The 14,405-nt window shown below is 68.4% G+C and carries 16 protein-coding genes; 13 read left to right on the forward strand and 3 right to left on the reverse strand.

What is annotated here, in order from left to right:
- Positions 1-38: 38 nt before the first annotated feature.
- The 7 genes from alaS to BDK89_RS09370 all read left to right on the forward strand — a co-directional run bounded on the left by alaS (position 39) and on the right by BDK89_RS09370 (position 7,941).
- On the forward strand, positions 39-2,645 hold the full coding sequence (gene alaS / locus BDK89_RS09340; protein ID WP_208294012.1) for an alanine--tRNA ligase: 2,607 nt from the start codon (positions 39-41) through the stop codon (positions 2,643-2,645).
- Positions 2,642-3,088, forward strand: a complete 447-nt coding sequence (gene ruvX, locus BDK89_RS09345; RefSeq protein WP_208294013.1) for a Holliday junction resolvase RuvX — start codon at positions 2,642-2,644, stop codon at positions 3,086-3,088. The genes alaS and ruvX overlap by 4 nt, the downstream gene beginning before the upstream one ends.
- Entirely contained in the window at positions 3,052-4,263 is a 1,212-nt protein-coding gene (gene mltG, locus BDK89_RS09350) for an endolytic transglycosylase MltG (protein WP_133868702.1), read from the forward strand. Before ruvX ends, mltG begins: the two co-directional genes overlap by 37 nt.
- Positions 4,263-5,078 carry a shikimate dehydrogenase gene (gene aroE / locus BDK89_RS09355; protein WP_133868703.1) on the forward strand — a complete coding sequence of 272 codons (816 nt, stop codon included), beginning with the start codon at positions 4,263-4,265 and terminating at the stop codon, positions 5,076-5,078. Before mltG ends, aroE begins: the two co-directional genes overlap by 1 nt.
- 129 nt (positions 5,079-5,207) lie before the next feature.
- Positions 5,208-6,377: a chorismate synthase gene (gene aroC / locus BDK89_RS09360; protein ID WP_133868704.1), complete on the forward strand. Its 1,170-nt coding sequence runs from the start codon at positions 5,208-5,210 to the stop codon at positions 6,375-6,377.
- Positions 6,374-7,390 (forward strand): 3-dehydroquinate synthase family protein, encoded by a 1,017-nt coding sequence (locus BDK89_RS09365; protein ID WP_133868705.1) that lies wholly within the window; start codon positions 6,374-6,376, stop codon positions 7,388-7,390. The genes aroC and BDK89_RS09365 overlap by 4 nt, the downstream gene beginning before the upstream one ends.
- Entirely contained in the window at positions 7,387-7,941 is a 555-nt protein-coding gene (locus BDK89_RS09370) for a GNAT family N-acetyltransferase (protein WP_133868706.1), read from the forward strand. Before BDK89_RS09365 ends, BDK89_RS09370 begins: the two co-directional genes overlap by 4 nt.
- 34 nt (positions 7,942-7,975) lie before the next feature.
- Here BDK89_RS09370 and BDK89_RS09375 read toward each other — a convergent pair whose 3' ends face one another.
- From BDK89_RS09375 to BDK89_RS09385, 3 genes are read right to left on the reverse strand one after another with little or no spacing between them, the layout of a single operon-like run.
- Positions 7,976-8,179 (reverse strand): helix-turn-helix domain-containing protein, encoded by a 204-nt coding sequence (locus BDK89_RS09375; protein WP_133868707.1) that lies wholly within the window; start codon positions 8,177-8,179, stop codon positions 7,976-7,978.
- Between the two features lies 1 nt (position 8,180).
- Complete coding sequence (locus BDK89_RS09380) at positions 8,181-8,846, reverse strand: DUF2975 domain-containing protein (protein ID WP_133868708.1); 666 nt, start codon at positions 8,844-8,846, stop codon at positions 8,181-8,183.
- A gap of 40 nt (positions 8,847-8,886) precedes the next feature.
- On the reverse strand, positions 8,887-9,831 hold the full coding sequence (locus BDK89_RS09385) for an aldo/keto reductase (RefSeq protein ID WP_133868709.1): 945 nt from the start codon (positions 9,829-9,831) through the stop codon (positions 8,887-8,889).
- A gap of 32 nt (positions 9,832-9,863) precedes the next feature.
- On the opposite strand from BDK89_RS09385, the gene BDK89_RS22665 reads away from it, so the two are divergent.
- The 6 genes from BDK89_RS22665 (at position 9,864) to nusB (ending at position 14,388) form a co-directional block, all read left to right on the forward strand.
- Entirely contained in the window at positions 9,864-10,076 is a 213-nt protein-coding gene (locus BDK89_RS22665; protein ID WP_424955298.1) for a type II toxin-antitoxin system prevent-host-death family antitoxin, read from the forward strand.
- 161 nt (positions 10,077-10,237) lie between these two features.
- Positions 10,238-11,509, forward strand: a complete 1,272-nt coding sequence (locus tag BDK89_RS09395; protein WP_133868710.1) for an HNH endonuclease signature motif containing protein — start codon at positions 10,238-10,240, stop codon at positions 11,507-11,509.
- 348 nt (positions 11,510-11,857) lie between these two features.
- Positions 11,858-12,310, forward strand: a complete 453-nt coding sequence (aroQ, locus tag BDK89_RS09400) for a type II 3-dehydroquinate dehydratase (RefSeq protein ID WP_133868711.1) — start codon at positions 11,858-11,860, stop codon at positions 12,308-12,310.
- On the forward strand, positions 12,307-13,431 hold the full coding sequence (locus BDK89_RS09405) for a M24 family metallopeptidase (RefSeq protein WP_133868712.1): 1,125 nt from the start codon (positions 12,307-12,309) through the stop codon (positions 13,429-13,431). Before aroQ ends, BDK89_RS09405 begins: the two co-directional genes overlap by 4 nt.
- A complete protein-coding gene (efp, locus tag BDK89_RS09410) occupies positions 13,404-13,967 on the forward strand; it encodes an elongation factor P (RefSeq protein WP_133868713.1) in 564 nt (187 codons plus the stop codon). Before BDK89_RS09405 ends, efp begins: the two co-directional genes overlap by 28 nt.
- A gap of 13 nt (positions 13,968-13,980) precedes the next feature.
- Complete coding sequence (gene nusB / locus BDK89_RS09415) at positions 13,981-14,388, forward strand: transcription antitermination factor NusB (protein WP_133868714.1); 408 nt, start codon at positions 13,981-13,983, stop codon at positions 14,386-14,388.
- The last annotated feature ends 17 nt before the right edge of the window (positions 14,389-14,405 follow it).

The raw sequence follows: 14,405 nt of genomic DNA on the forward strand, positions 1-14,405 counted from the left end.
GTCACGGTCGGTAGGCTGGCCGACCTATGACCGACGGCATGAACGCTGACCAGCTGCGACAGTCCTTCCTCGATTTCTTCGCTGCGAAGGACCACTCGGTCGTGCCCTCCGCATCACTGATCCCGCACGACCCGACCGTGATGTTCACCGTGGCCGGCATGGTGCCGTTCAAGCCGTACTTCGTCGGCGACGAGGTGCCGCCGTACCAGCGTGCGGTCAGCTCGCAGAAGTGCGCCCGCGCCGGCGGCAAGCACAACGACCTCGACGACGTCGGTCGCACCAAGCGTCACCTCGTGTTCTTCGAGATGATGGGCAACTTCAGCTTCGGTGACTACTTCAAGGAAGCGATCATCCCGTGGAGCTGGGACCTCGTCACCGGCTCGCCCGAGAGCGGCGGCTGGGGCATGGACGGTGACCGCATGTGGATCACCGTCCACGAGACCGACGACGAGGCCGAGGCGATCTGGCACGAGCAGGTCGGGGTGCCGATGAACCGCATCCAGCGGCTCGGCGACAAGGACAACTTCTGGCAGATGGGCGACACCGGCCCGTGCGGCCCGTGTTCCGAGATCCACATCGACCGTGGCCCCGAGTTCGGTCCCGACGGCGGCCCGCTCGGCGATCCGGCCGGCGACCGGTTCATGGAGTTCTGGAACCTGGTCTTCATGCAGTACAACCAGGCGCCCGACGGCAGTCGCACGCCGCTGCCGAAGCCGTCGGTCGACACCGGTGCCGGCCTCGAGCGCATCCTGGCCCTGTTGCAGGGTGTCGACTCGGTCTGGGAGACCGACCTGATGGTGCCGCTCATCGACACCGCCCAGTCGATCACCGGCAAGCGCACGATCGTCGGCGACTACGACGACCGTGACAGCTTTGCCATGCGGGTGCTCGCCGAGCACGCCCGCTCGTCGACGATGCTCGTCAGCGACGGCGTGTTCCCCTCCAACGAGGGCCGCGGCTACGTGCTGCGTCGCATCATCCGCCGTGCGGTGCGCTACGCCTTCCTGCTGGGCACCGAGCAGCTCGTCATGCCGCGCCTCGTCGAGACGGCGATCGACGTGATGGGCAACGCCTATCCCGACGTCGTCAAGAACCGCGACTTCATCGTCGGGGTGCTCACCCGTGAAGAAGAGCGCTTCCGCCACACGCTCAAGACGGGCCTGTCGATCCTCGACGACGAGCTCACCACCGGTGACTCGCTCTCGGGATCGACGGCGTTCGTCCTGCACGACACCTACGGTTTCCCGCTCGAGCTGACCCAGGAAATCGCCGGCGAACGCGAGGTCGAGGTCGACCTCGCCGGGTTCGAGGCCGAGATGACGGCCCAGCGCGAGCGCGCCAAGGCGGCCCGCAAGGATTCGGGCGCGTCCGACGAGCGCCTCGACGGGTACCGCGAGGTCGTCGAGCAGTTCGGCATCACCGAGTTCCTCGGCTACACCGACGTGTCGACCCAGAGTCGGGTGCTGTCGGTGCTGTCCGCCGGCACCGACGACGACGGCAACGAACTGGTCGACGTGTTCCTCGACCGCACCCCGTTCTACGCCGAGAGCGGCGGCCAGGTCGGCGACACCGGCACGATCAGCACCGAGACCGGCAAGGTCGAGGTGCTCGACACCACGTTCGCGCTCCCGAACCTGCGCCGTCACACCGGGCGCGTGGTCGACGGCACGGTGTCCGCCGGCCAGGAGGCGACGGCGGCGATCGACGGCGCCCGGCGAGATGCGACCAAGCGCAACCACACCGCGACGCACCTGCTGCACTGGGCGCTGCGCCGGGTGCTGGGCGACCACGTCAAGCAGGCCGGTTCCTACGTCGGCCCCGACCGGCTGCGTTTCGACTTCTCGCACTACGAGTCGGTGACCGCCGACGAGATCGCCGAGATCGAGCGGCTCGTCAACGCCGAGACGCTGCGCAACGAGCGGGCGCGTTCGTTCGAGACCAGCAAGAGCGAGGCCGAGGCGCTCGGCGCCATCGCGTTCTTCGGCGACAAGTACGGCGACATCGTGCGCGTGCTCGAGGCCGGCCCGTCGGTCGAGTTGTGCGGCGGCACCCACGTGTCGGCCACCGGCGACATCGGCACGGTCAAGATCGTGAGCGAGTCGTCGATCGGTTCCAACCTGCGCCGCATCGAGGCGATCACCGGCGAGGCGTCGGTGGCGCTGCTCCAGGAGGACGAGGCGAAGCTCGGCACCATCGGCCAGCTGGTCGGTGCGACCGGCGACGTGGTCGACGGTGTGCAGCGCAAGCTCGACGAGATCAAGGAGCTCCAGAACGAGCTCAAGGCGATGCGTTCGCAGATGGCGGCCGGCCGTGCGTCGGAGATCGCCGCGGGCGCCGACGACGGCGTCGTCGTGGCGCGCGTCGACGGGATCGACCCGGGCGACCTGCGCGAGTTGGCCCTCGCAGTCCGCCAGCAGGGTGTGCGTCGGGTGGCGCTGCTCGGTGAGACGCCGAGCGGTGGTGTCTCGCTCGCCGCGGCCGTCGGCCCCGACGAGGGGATCCCGGCCGCCAACCTGATCAAGGACGCCGCCCGCGCCGTCGGTGGTGGCGGCGGCGGCAAGGGCGATGTCGCGACTGCGGGTGGCAAGGACCCGTCCGGGCTCGACGAGGCGATGCGCATCGCCACGGAGGCCGCTCGGGCGTGAGCCGCCCGCCCGGCATCCGGGCGCTCGGCCTCGATCCCGGTTCGAAACGGATCGGGGTCGCCGTCAGCGACCTGTCGGGCACGATCGCGTCGCCGCTGGTCGTCGTCCAGCGGAGTCGCTCCAAAGAGCACGACCTGCACGAGATCGCCGACCTCGCCCGCGAGGAGGAGGCCGAGGTGATCGTGGTCGGGCTGCCGCTCAACATGGACGGCAGTCGTGGCCCGGCCGCGCGGGCTGCCACCGGCTTCGCGAAGGCGCTGGCTACGTTGGTGGACGTGCCGGTCGAGATGCACGACGAGCGCCGCACCACTGTGACGGCCGACGAGTCGATGATGGCGGCCGGACTCGACGCGGTGCAGCGGCGGCAACGGGTCGACAAGGTGGCGGCGGCGATCATGCTCCAGTCGTGGCTCGACGCCCGAGCGAACCGGCTGTCGTCGTGATCGACGAGCGCGACCTCGGCCGTTCCGACTGGGTTCCCGACGAGTGGGACGAGGTCGGCGAGGTTCCCGCCGTCGAGCCGCTCCGGCGCCAGAACCGGATCGTGAAGTGGGTGATGTGGCTCGCACTGGTGCTCGTCACCGTGCTGATCATCGTGGCCGGCTACGTCGGTTGGTGGTACCTCGACCGGGTCCGCCCCGACGGTGAGCTCACCGACCCGATCGCGTTCACGGTGGTCGAGGGCGATTCCGTCGAGACGTTGGCCGTGCGGCTCGAGCTGGAAGGGTTCGTCGACGACGCGTCGGTGTTCGAGTGGTACGTCGAACGCAAGGGCGGGCTCGAGGTGACGCCCGGCTTCTATCAGATCCGCCAGGGCGACCACATGGGCAACGTGCTGGCCCGACTGCGCACGCCGCCCGACCAGACGTACCAGCGGGTGACGTTCCCGGAGGGGTTCACGATCGAGCAGATGGCCGATCGGCTGGCGGAGGAGATCCCACGGCTCGACCGTGACGCGTTCGTGGAGGCGGCCACCAGCGGCACGATCGAGTCGCGTTTCGCGCCCGAGGGTGAGTCGTCGCTGGAAGGACTGCTCTTCCCCGACACGTACCAGGTGTCGAACGCCGACAACGAGGCCCAGGTGGTCGAGCGCATGTCGGCGCTGATGGAGCGGGTCGCCAACGATCAGGAGGAGATCGAGGTCGGCGCCTACGTGAAGGGCCGGTCGGCCTACGACCTGATGATCATCGCGTCGATGATCGAGAAGGAAGCCAAGCTCGACGAGGACCGTGCGAAGATCGCCCGGGTGATCTACAACCGCCTCGAGCTGGGCATGCCGCTCCAGATCGACGCCACGCTGTACTACGAGGGCGACCGGGACACGCCGTTCCCGGTGCTCCGTCAGACGCCGGGTCCGTACAACTCGTACCTCAACACGGGGTTGCCGCCGACGCCGATCGCGAACCCGGGGCGGGCGTCGATCCGAGCGGCGATCAATCCGGCGCCCGACCCGCCGCCGGGCGATCCGATCTGCCAGGAGCTCGCGGACCCGACCCAGGATTGCCGCTACCTGTTCTATGTGCTCGCGAACGAGCAGGGCGGACACGCGTTTGCCGCGACCGGCGAACAGCACCAGGCCAACGTCGACCGAGCAGCCGAACTGGGACTGCTCGACTGATGGCGCTGCCTCGTCTCGCCGCCGTCATCGGCGCGCCCGTGCGGCACTCGCTGTCGCCGGCCATGCACAACGCCGTGTTCGCCGAGGGCGGGCTCGACTGGAGCTTCACCCGGTTCGAGGTCGTCCGTGGGGGAGCGGAGGCGGCGATCGACGCCATGGCGGTGCTCGGCATCGGCGGGTACGCCGTTACGATGCCGCACAAGCAGCAGGCGTTCGAGTGCGTCGACGAGGTCGATCCGGCTGCCCGAGCGCTGGGCGCGGTCAACACCGTCGTGTTGAGGGACGACGGATCGACGTACGGTGCCAGCACCGACGGCAACGGGTTCGTCGAGTCGCTGCTCGCCGAGGGGGTGGTCGTCGCCGACCGTCGCGTGGCCGTGATCGGCGCCGGGGGTGCCGCACGGTCGATCGTCGACGCGTTGGGACGGGCCGGTGCCGCGGACATCGTGATCGTGAACCGCACCAGGGCGAGCGCCGAGTCGGCCGCCGAACTGGCCGAGGCCGCTCGGGCGGGCACGGTCGACGACGTGGCGGACGCCGACGTGCTGGTGAATGCGACGTCGGTCGGCATGGGCACCGACGATCTCCCGATCGAGGCCCACCTGCTGCGACCCGACCTGGCGGTTGCCGACATCGTGTACCACCCCCTCGAGACGGCGTTGCTGCGGGCCGCTCGAGCGGTCGGCGCCACGACCGTCGACGGTCTCGGCATGCTCGCCCATCAAGCGGTGCTCCAACAGGTGATCTGGACCGGCCAACGCCCCGACCCCGCCACCCTCCGCCGAGCCGCCGAGCACCAACTCGCCACCCCATGAACAGAAGGGGTCAGGCACCTTCTGTTCGCTGGATCGGAAGAGCCCGGCAGGCTGTCGTGAACAGAAGGTGCCTGACCCCTTCTGTACGCATGCGGTAGCTCGGAGGGCTGCGCCGGTAGCCTCGCTGCGATGCTTCGTTTCCTCACGGCCGGTGAATCACACGGGCAAGCGCTCGTCGTGGTGCTCGAAGGACTGCCCGCCGGGCTCGAGATCACGGTGGAGGAGATCCAGGCCGAGATGGCCCGGCGCCGACTCGGCTACGGCCGCGGCCCCCGCCAGCGGTTCGAGGTCGACGAGCTGACGCTGATCGGCGGTGTCCGCCACGGCCGCACGCTCGGTTCGCCCGTCGCGATCGAGATCAAGAACACCGAGTGGTTCCGCAGCGACAAGTGGCACGAGGAGATGTCGCCGGCCCCCGGAGAGACGAAAGACCCGCTCACGCTCGTCCGCCCCGGCCACGCCGACCTGGCCGGCATGCAGAAGTACGGCTTCACCGACGCTCGCGACGTGCTCGAACGGGCGTCGGCCCGCGAAACGGCCGCCCGAGTGGCCGGGGGAGCGATCGCCAAGAAGCTGCTGTCGTCGCTCGACGTCGAAGTCATCTCGCACGTGATCCAGATGGGTCAGGCCAAGATCGCCGACGACGCCGCCCGCCCGACGCCCGCCGACCTCGAAGCGGTCGACGGCGACGAGGTGCGCTGCTTCGATCCCGCCGCCAGCGCGGCGATGATCGACGAGATCAAGGCCGCCGCGAAGGAAGGCGACTCCCTCGGAGGCGTCGTCGAGGTGCTCGGCTTCAACGTGCCGATCGGCCTCGGCTCGCACGTCCACTGGGATCGCAAGCTCGACGGCATGCTCGCCCAGGCGCTCATGTCGATCCAGGCCGTGAAGGGCGTCGAGATCGGCGATGGGTTCGAGGTGGCCGGCCGGCTCGGCAGCGCCGCCCACGACCCGATCCGCTGGGACAGTGACCAGAAGCGCTACACGCGGCTGTCGACGCTGGCCGGTGGCCTCGAGGGCGGCATCTCGAACGGCGAGTTGGTCGTGGCCCGCGCCGCCATGAAGCCGCTGGCCACCCTGAACCGGCCCACGCTCGAAACGGTCGACGTGGTCACCAAGGAGTCGGGCGTCTCGTTCAAGGAGCGCACCGATGTCACCGCCGTGCCCGCCATGGGCGTCGTGGCCGAGACGATGGTCGCCCTGGTCCTCGCTCAGGAGGCGCTGCGGAAGTTCGGCGGCGACTCGATGAGCGAATTCGTGCGGAACGCCGAGTCGTTCAGCGCGAACCTGGAGTCATGACCGGCCTGCGCCACCTGACGGTTCCCCTCGACGATCGCTCGTACGAGGTCGTCGTCGGACCGGGCGCTGCCTCGTATCTCGGTTCCGTGTTGCCGGCGAGTGCCCGCCGAGCGGCGATCGTCACGCAAGACTCGATCCCGGTCGAGGTGCACACCGATCTGCCGTACGAGCGGTTCGTGATCGGCGAGGGTGAGCAGCACAAGTCGCTCGAGACGATCGGTGAGCTGTGCCGTGGCTTCGCCCGGATGGGGCTCACCCGCAACGACGTGGTGATCGGTGTCGGCGGCGGCATGGTCACCGACGTCGCCGGGTTCGCGGCGGCGTCGTACCACCGGGGCGTTCCCGTGGTGCACGTGTCGACGACGCTGCTCGGCATGGTCGACGCGGCGATCGGCGGCAAGACCGGCGTCAACCTGCCCGAGGGCAAGAACCTGGTCGGCGCGTTCTGGCAGCCGAGCGGCGTGATCTGTGATCTCGACGCGCTCGAGAGTCTGCCGGACCGGGAGCGGCGCTGCGGGCTGGGGGAGATGGCGAAGTATCACTTCCTCACCGGTGACGACCTGCTCGCGCTCGACCTCACCGATCGGGTCGCCCGATGTGTCGAGATCAAGGCCGAGGTCGTGGCGAGCGACGAACGCGAGGGTGGCCGTCGGGCGATCCTCAACTACGGACACACGCTGGCGCACGCGCTCGAGATCTCGACCGAGCACCGCCTCGCCCACGGCGAAGCGGTGGCGATCGGGCTGATCTTCGCCGCGCACCTGGCGAACGTGATGGGTCGCATCCCGGTCGAGCGGGTCGACGAGCACTTCGCCGTCGTGGGGGAGGAGTACGGGCTCGCCACCGACATCCCGGCCGGCCTCGACGCCGACACCCTCGTCAGCCTGATGCACCGAGACAAGAAGGCGCTCGACGGGCTGACGTTCGTGCTCGACGGGCCGAACGGTGTCGAGGTCGTCGCCGGTGTCGACGAGGCACCCGTGCGCGAAGCGCTCGACCGCATGCTGCCGTGAGCTTCGACCGGCTCGAGACCGACCGGCTGGTGCTGCGTCGGTGGACCGACGCCGACCGGCCGGCGTTCCACGCCATGAACAGCGATCCGGCGGTGATGGCGACGCTCGGCCCGGTCATGCGGCGCAGCGAGTCGGACGCGTTCATGAACCGCATCACCGAGGCGTTCGAGCTCCAGGGCTACGGCCTGTGGTGCGTCGAGGCGGACGGCGAGCCGATCGGGTTCACCGGCTACATGAAGCCGTGGTTCCGTGACGGCGTCGAGATCGGCTGGCGCATCATGTCGCACGCCTGGGGTCGTGGATACGCGCCCGAGGCGGCGAGGGCGTGTCTCGACCTGGGGTTCCGGCCACGTGACGATGGCGGGATCGGCTTCGACGAGGTGATCACGTTCACCGCCAGGTCGAACGACAAGTCGATCCGGGTGATGGAGAAGCTGGGCTTCACGCGCGATCCCGACGGCGACTTCGACCACCCCGGCGTCGCCGAAGGCAACCCCCTGCGCCCCCACGTGCTCTACCGCATGACCGCGACGGAGTGGTCGACCCGCTGACTACTCCGAAGCGGTGACTCGGGCACAGATCGGCTCAGGGTCGGTAGTCGAGCAGATCACCAGGTCGGCAGTCCAACGCCTCGCAGATGGCATCCAGCGTCGTGAATCTGATCGCGCGAGCCTTCCCGGTCTTGAGAATCGACAGGTTGGCCACCGTGATGCCGACGGCGTCCGACAGTTCGGTCAGGGTCAGTCCCCGCTCGTCGAGGATCTCCTCGAGTCGGACATCGATGGGCACGTCAGATCGTCTCCCGTTCGAACGACCGGAGTTCACTGCCGGTGCTGAAGACCTCGGCCAGGGCGACGATGAGCAGCGCCACCACTCCCGCACTGATCCAGCCGAGCCTGGGCAGGGAGACGTTTACTGCGAGCTCACTCTCGAGCGTCCGTGTGAGCACTCGATCTCCGATCTCGAGGACCAGCTGCCACATGAGGACGATCGCGGCGAGCCATCGGATCCGGCGGACGTTGACCGGGTCGAACGGATCGGCGACTCGTGCTGAGCGAACGATGCGGCGGAGAATGACGAGCGCGGCCCACGACAGCCCCAGGAGGACGGCTCCACCGACGACGATGGCGAGGCGGGAATCGAGGTCGTCCGGATCGACCGTGACCGCGGCTTCGATCTCTGGCTCACGCTGGAAGGTGCCCAGACCGAGGTCGCGTTCGAAGCCGACAGAGGTGAGCGATGCACCGTCGCCGCTGACGACGACCGAACGATCGTCATCGAAGCCGATCGTGTAGGGCGGCTCGATCGTGACACCGACCGATGCCGAACCCCGTCCACTGATCACCACGATGCCCAGCACGGCGACGAGACACGAGAGCACCACGAGCACGACCATGGCGACCGACGTCGCCCGGTCGAGCAACCTGATGCCGGGGCGTTCGCTCGTGGAGTCCATATCGATAAACGATATGCATCGCTGGTCGTGGTGTCGAGTCCTATTCGGGTCCTGTTGCGACGATGGCGTCGACGTCGGCTCGGTCGGCGTCGGTGAGGTGCCACCCGGCGGCGGCGACGTTGGCGTCGATCTGCCCGGCCGTCGTGGCGCCGGCGATCACGGTGGCGACCAGTGGGTGCGAGGTGTGCCAGCTGATGGCGAGATCGAGCAGGGTGCGGCCGTGATCGGCGGCGAACTCGATCAGCCGCTCGACGACGGCGAGCTTGTCGTCGTCGATGAAGTTGGCGGCGCGGTCACCCCACACGGTCAGGCGCGCGCCTTCCGGACGCTCGCTGCCGGCTCGGTACTTGCCCGTGAGGAGGCCGGATTCGAGCGGGAAGTAGGGAACGAAGGCGATGCCCAGTTCGGCGCAGGCGTCGAACACACCGTCGTGCTCGGGGTCGCGGGTGAGCACGCTGTAGTGGTTCTGCACCGACGGCCACGAGCGCAGGCCGAGCTCGGCGCCGACGTCGAACGCTTCCCGGAGCTGTTGGGCGGTGGCGGCCGTGATTCCGATCTCGCGGATCTTGCCCTCGTTGCGCAGTTCGGCGAGGCACCCGAGGGTGTCGGCGATCGGGGTGTCGGGGTCGGGTCGGTGGAGCTGGAAGTGGTCGACGTAGTCGGTGTCGAGACGGGTCAGGCTGGCTTCCAGCCGTCGGCGGATCTGGACCGGGTCGCCCCCACGCTCGCCGTCGGTGAGTGAGGCGGTGTGCCCCCACTTGGTGGCGATCAGGACCTCGCTCCGCCGAGCACCGAGCGCCCGACCCAGCAGCTCCTCGGATGTGCCGGACCCGTACGACTCGGCGGTGTCGAAGTAGTCGATGCCGGCGGCGATCGCCGCGTCGACGACCGCCTGCGTCTGATCGGCGTCGATCCGCCCGCCGAAGTTGTTGCACCCCAACCCGACGACCCCGACCTCGAGCACCCCCAACGACCGATGTTCCATCCGCCGGAACCTACCGGGTTCGGTTCGATCTGATAGTCCGGCGTGTCCGAGATCTCGGCACCGATGCGGCACGGAAGTTTGCTGATCTGCTCGATGCCGTCGAGCACGACGGTGAGCGGTACACGATCACCCGACGCGGCAGGGCCGTAGCGTTCATCGAGCCGGTGACGCGGGGAGGGGGCGGACGTCAAGGATCTGCTGGGCTGCGACGCAGCGGCGTCCGGTCGCACGGTGGTGAGTGCTGACCGGCATGCCTTCGAGGGGCTTATCGGGATCTCGGCAGTCGACTATCGATCCACCCGATTGTTGCATTTCACCTGGATTTCCCTTGCCTGACGAACTGGAGTTCGGGTAAGATGCCTGCACCGACTTCCCCTTCTTTCCCCATCATCGAAAGGAGGATGACATGCCACGAGATGGAACCATCTCGAACGACTCGCCGGCCGAGTCGCCGATCGCTGCGGCGTTCGCGGTCGTGCGTGATTCGGATCCTGATGTGCTCGACAGCGATGAGCTGTCGGCGTATCTGGATGCGGTGTCCCAGGTTCGTGCCTGGTGCGACGCCCGTCAGGTGCGTGCCACACGCCGTCAACGACAGCTCGCTGCCGAAGGCCGGGCGACCCAACCTGAACACGCGTTGTCGAACCATGGCCGCCAGTCATCGAAAGACGCCAAGACGGCCGCGGAGCGCGAAGAAGTGTGCACCTCGATGCCCGTGTTCGAGGACGCCCTCGATCAGGGCACCGTCACGGCCGGCCACGTCGACGCCATCGCATCGGCGACCCGAAACCTCGACGAGGCAGAACGAGCCGAGTTCGTGGGCGAAGCAGAGAACCTGCTCGATGACGCCCACGACCAAGGTGTCGACCAGTTCGCGAAGAACTGCCGGGGCTTGGCCAAGAGCATCCGGGCACGACACAACGCCAGGGCCGCCGAAGACGAGCTGGAGCAGCAGCGCAAGCAGTCGAAGGTGACGCGCTGGGTCGACAAGGACACCGGGATGCACAAGACGTTGATCGAGTGCGACCCGGTCACCGACCGAGCGATTTGGGCGGCGATCCAGACCGCTCGAGGTCGGCTCCGGCGCCGCGACCAGCAGACCGGCGGCGCCCGCACGAGCTGGGACCGCCTCACGGTCGATGCCGTCGTCGACGCCGTCACGAACGGCCACGGCGCCAACGGCACCCTGGTCGTGCACGTCGGCCTCGACGGCCTGACCGACACCATGAACGGATCGATGACCGCTGCGGTCGGGTTGTGCGAGACCGATTCGGGGGTGCCGGTGCCGATCTCGACCATGCGGCGCCTCGCCTGTGACGCCGACATCATCCCGGTCGTGCTGGACGGCGACGGTGTCGCACTCGACCAAGGACGAGCCAAACGGCTTGCGACACCCGAGCAGCGCACCGCGATCGAAGCGATGCACGCCACGTGCGTCCACCCCGACTGTTCGGTGTCGATCGACGACTGCCGGATCCACCACACGACCCCATGGCAATACGGCGGCCGAACCGACCTCGCCGACCTGGCCCCGGTCTGCGAGACCCACCACCACCTCGTCCACGAAGGCGGCTGGGAACTCACCATCGAACACGACCGCACCGCCACCTGGACCCGACCCGACGGCACCATCTACTGGACCGGCCCCACCAACGACCGAACCCACCCCGCCGCCTGAACCCAGCCGCCAGCTAGCGCACCGGACCCGGGTCGGGTGATCTCCCAGAACGTCGACTCCGTCGCCGTCCCGTACGACACCCGACCCGAAGCAACCCGTGCCGTCCCGTACGACACCCGACCCGAAGCAACCCGTGCCGTTCGTACGACAGCCAACCCGCGGGGTTGGTCGCCGATCCGGTCGGCGGCCGACCGGAGGTGACAAATACTGCGTCGACGGCTGTGGCTGGTGCGCGCACCGGGCTCGGGTCGGGTGATCTCCCAGAACGTCGACTCCGTCGCCGTCCCGTACGACACCCGACCCGGATGGTGGAGGGTCGTTCGCGCGCTCGCAGCTACGCTCGGTGGCGTGGCTGACACAGCTGACACCCTCTTGCTCTTGCACGGCCCGAACCTGAACCTGTTGGGGGAGCGCGAGCCGCACATCTACGGCACCGACACCCTCGACGACTACGTCGCGTTCGCGACCGCGTCCGCCGCCGAGCACGGGCTCGACGTCGAGGCCCATCAGTCCAACTTCGAAGGCGAACTGATCCAACACATCCACGCAGCACGCAATCGTTGCGCGGCGATCGTGATCAACCCGGGAGCATTCACGCACTACGCCTGGGCGATCCACGACGCCCTCGCGGCGTTCGACGGCCCGATCGTCGAGGTCCACATCTCGAACCCGAACTCACGCGAGCCGTGGCGACACACCAGCGTCGTCGCACCGGTGGCGACCGGTTCCATCACCGGGTTCGGCAAGCAGGGCTACGACCTGGCGGTCCGGGCGGTCGCCGCATCGTTGGCAGCCCGATGAGTGTGCGGGAGCACCTGCCGCCCATCGGATACGCCGGCCGTATCGGTCGAGTCCGTCACCGGGCGACCGACCTCGGCTTCGACGGAGTGCTCGTCACCGACCTGATCGACATCCGCTGGCTGACCGGCTTCACCGGCTCGTCCGGCACCCTCCTGATCACACCCGACCGGGCCGTCTTCGTGACCGACGGCCGTTACCGCGACCGCGCCGCCGACGAGTTCGCGGCGTCGGGCGCCGAGGCCGACATCGTCGCCGGGTTCACCAAGCTCGAACAGCAACAACGACTCGACGACGCCGCCCACAACCTGAGCAAGATCGGCGCCTCGGCCGCGTCGATCGACCACGAGTCGTGGACCCGGCTCGCGACCCGTCTCCCGATCGCGCCGATCACGACGATCGTCGCCGACGAACGCCGCGCCAAGGACGAAGGCGAGGTCGCGCGGATCGAACTGGCCGCCGAGTTCGCGGATGCAGCCCTCGCCGAAGTGGCTCCGCTGCTCGGTTACGGTCTCACCGAAGCCGACGTTCGTACCGAGCTCGAGTACCGCATGCGTCGCCACGGTGCCGACGGCCCGAGCTACGACACCATCGTCGCCAGCGGGCCGACCAACGCCGCCCGGCCACACCACGAGCCGACCGACCGCCTGATCGTCGAGGGCGACACCGTCGTGATCGACGTCGGCGCCCTGGTCGACGGTTACCACTCCGACATGACCCGCAGCTACGTGATCGGCGAGCCGACGGCCCAACAGCGGGAGATCTACGATCTGGTGCTCACCGCACAGCTCGCAGGGCTCTCTGCAGTCACCGCCGGCCGACGGGCCGCCGCCGTCGACACCGCCTGCCGAACCCTGTTCGAGGGAGCCGGGTATCGCGACTGGTACCTGCACTCGACCGGGCACGGCGTGGGCCTCCAGATCCACGAAGATCCGTACGAATCGCCCGTCTCCGAACAGACCCTCGTCGCCGGGGACGTCGTGACTGTGGAGCCAGGCCTCTATCGTGTCGGATTCGGTGGCTTCCGCGTCGAAGACCTCGTCGAGGTCGAGAGCGACGGCTGCCGCGTATTGACTCAGTCGCCCAAGGACACCCCATGCCTGCCATCACCACCAACGACCTGAAGACCGGGATCACCCTCGAGCTCGACAACGGCCTGTTCCAGGTCGTCGAGTTTCAGCACGTCAAGCCCGGCAAGGGTGGCGCCTTCGTGCGCACCAAGCTGCGCAACGTCAAGTCCGGCAACGTCTTCGACCGCACGTTCAACGCGGGTATCCGCGTCGAGCAGGCGATCATCCGCCGCGAAGACATGCAGTTCCTCTACCGCGACGGCGACGACTACGTGTTCATGAACAACGAGTCGTACGAGCAGATGAACGTCGCCCCGGTCGCCCTCGGCGACGCCGCCGACTACCTGATCGAGGGCATGACCGCCCAGGTCGCGTTCCACGAGGGCGAGATCATCGGCGTCGAGATCCCCGCCTCGGTCGAACTGACGATCACCGAGACCGAGCCCGGCCTGCAGGGCGACCGCAAGACGGGCGCCACCAAGCCCGCCACCCTCGAGACCGGCAAGATCGTCAACGTCCCGCTGTTCATCGAGCAGGGCGAGAAGATCCGGGTCGACACTCGCAGCGGCGAGTACATGACCCGCGTCTGATCGGACGAGCCTGATGGAACGCCCCGACGAGCGGTCCGACGCGCGCGAACGTGCGTTGTACCTGCTCTACGAAGCCCACTCGAAGGGCATCGCCCCGGTCGACACGATCGACCTCCAGGTGATCGAACCCGACGAACTCACCCAGGAACTCGTTCGCGGTGTCGGCGACCACCTCGAACGGCTCGACGGGATGATCGACGAACGGGCCCACGGCTGGACGCTCGCCCGCATGCCCGTACTCGACCTCAACGTGATGCGCCTCGGTGCCTACGAACTGCTCGAGCGGCCCCACGTGCCGACCGCCGTCGTCCTCAACGAGGCGGTCGAACTCGCCAAGCGCTTCTCGACCGACGACTCCGGCCGGTTCGTGAACGGCGTCCTCGCGGCGATCGCGACCGACGCCCGCCCGACCGCCGACTGAACCGGTTCTGCCCCGAC

This window comes from Ilumatobacter fluminis (genome assembly GCF_004364865.1).
GTDB lineage: Bacteria > Actinomycetota > Acidimicrobiia > Acidimicrobiales > Ilumatobacteraceae > Ilumatobacter > Ilumatobacter fluminis.

Coding starts and splice junctions, on each gene's coding strand:
- alaS (WP_208294012.1), top strand. CDS start 39: ATGAACGCTGACCAGCTGCGACAGTCCTTCCTCGATTTCTTCGCTGCG.
- aroE (WP_133868703.1), top strand. CDS start 4,263: ATGGCGCTGCCTCGTCTCGCCGCCGTCATCGGCGCGCCCGTGCGGCAC.
- aroC (WP_133868704.1), top strand. CDS start 5,208: ATGCTTCGTTTCCTCACGGCCGGTGAATCACACGGGCAAGCGCTCGTC.
- BDK89_RS09365 (WP_133868705.1), top strand. CDS start 6,374: ATGACCGGCCTGCGCCACCTGACGGTTCCCCTCGACGATCGCTCGTAC.
- BDK89_RS09380 (WP_133868708.1), bottom strand. CDS start 8,846: ATGGACTCCACGAGCGAACGCCCCGGCATCAGGTTGCTCGACCGGGCG.
- BDK89_RS09385 (WP_133868709.1), bottom strand. CDS start 9,831: ATGGAACATCGGTCGTTGGGGGTGCTCGAGGTCGGGGTCGTCGGGTTG.
- BDK89_RS09395 (WP_133868710.1), top strand. CDS start 10,238: ATGCCACGAGATGGAACCATCTCGAACGACTCGCCGGCCGAGTCGCCG.
- BDK89_RS09405 (WP_133868712.1), top strand. CDS start 12,307: ATGAGTGTGCGGGAGCACCTGCCGCCCATCGGATACGCCGGCCGTATC.
- efp (WP_133868713.1), top strand. CDS start 13,404: ATGCCTGCCATCACCACCAACGACCTGAAGACCGGGATCACCCTCGAG.
- nusB (WP_133868714.1), top strand. CDS start 13,981: ATGGAACGCCCCGACGAGCGGTCCGACGCGCGCGAACGTGCGTTGTAC.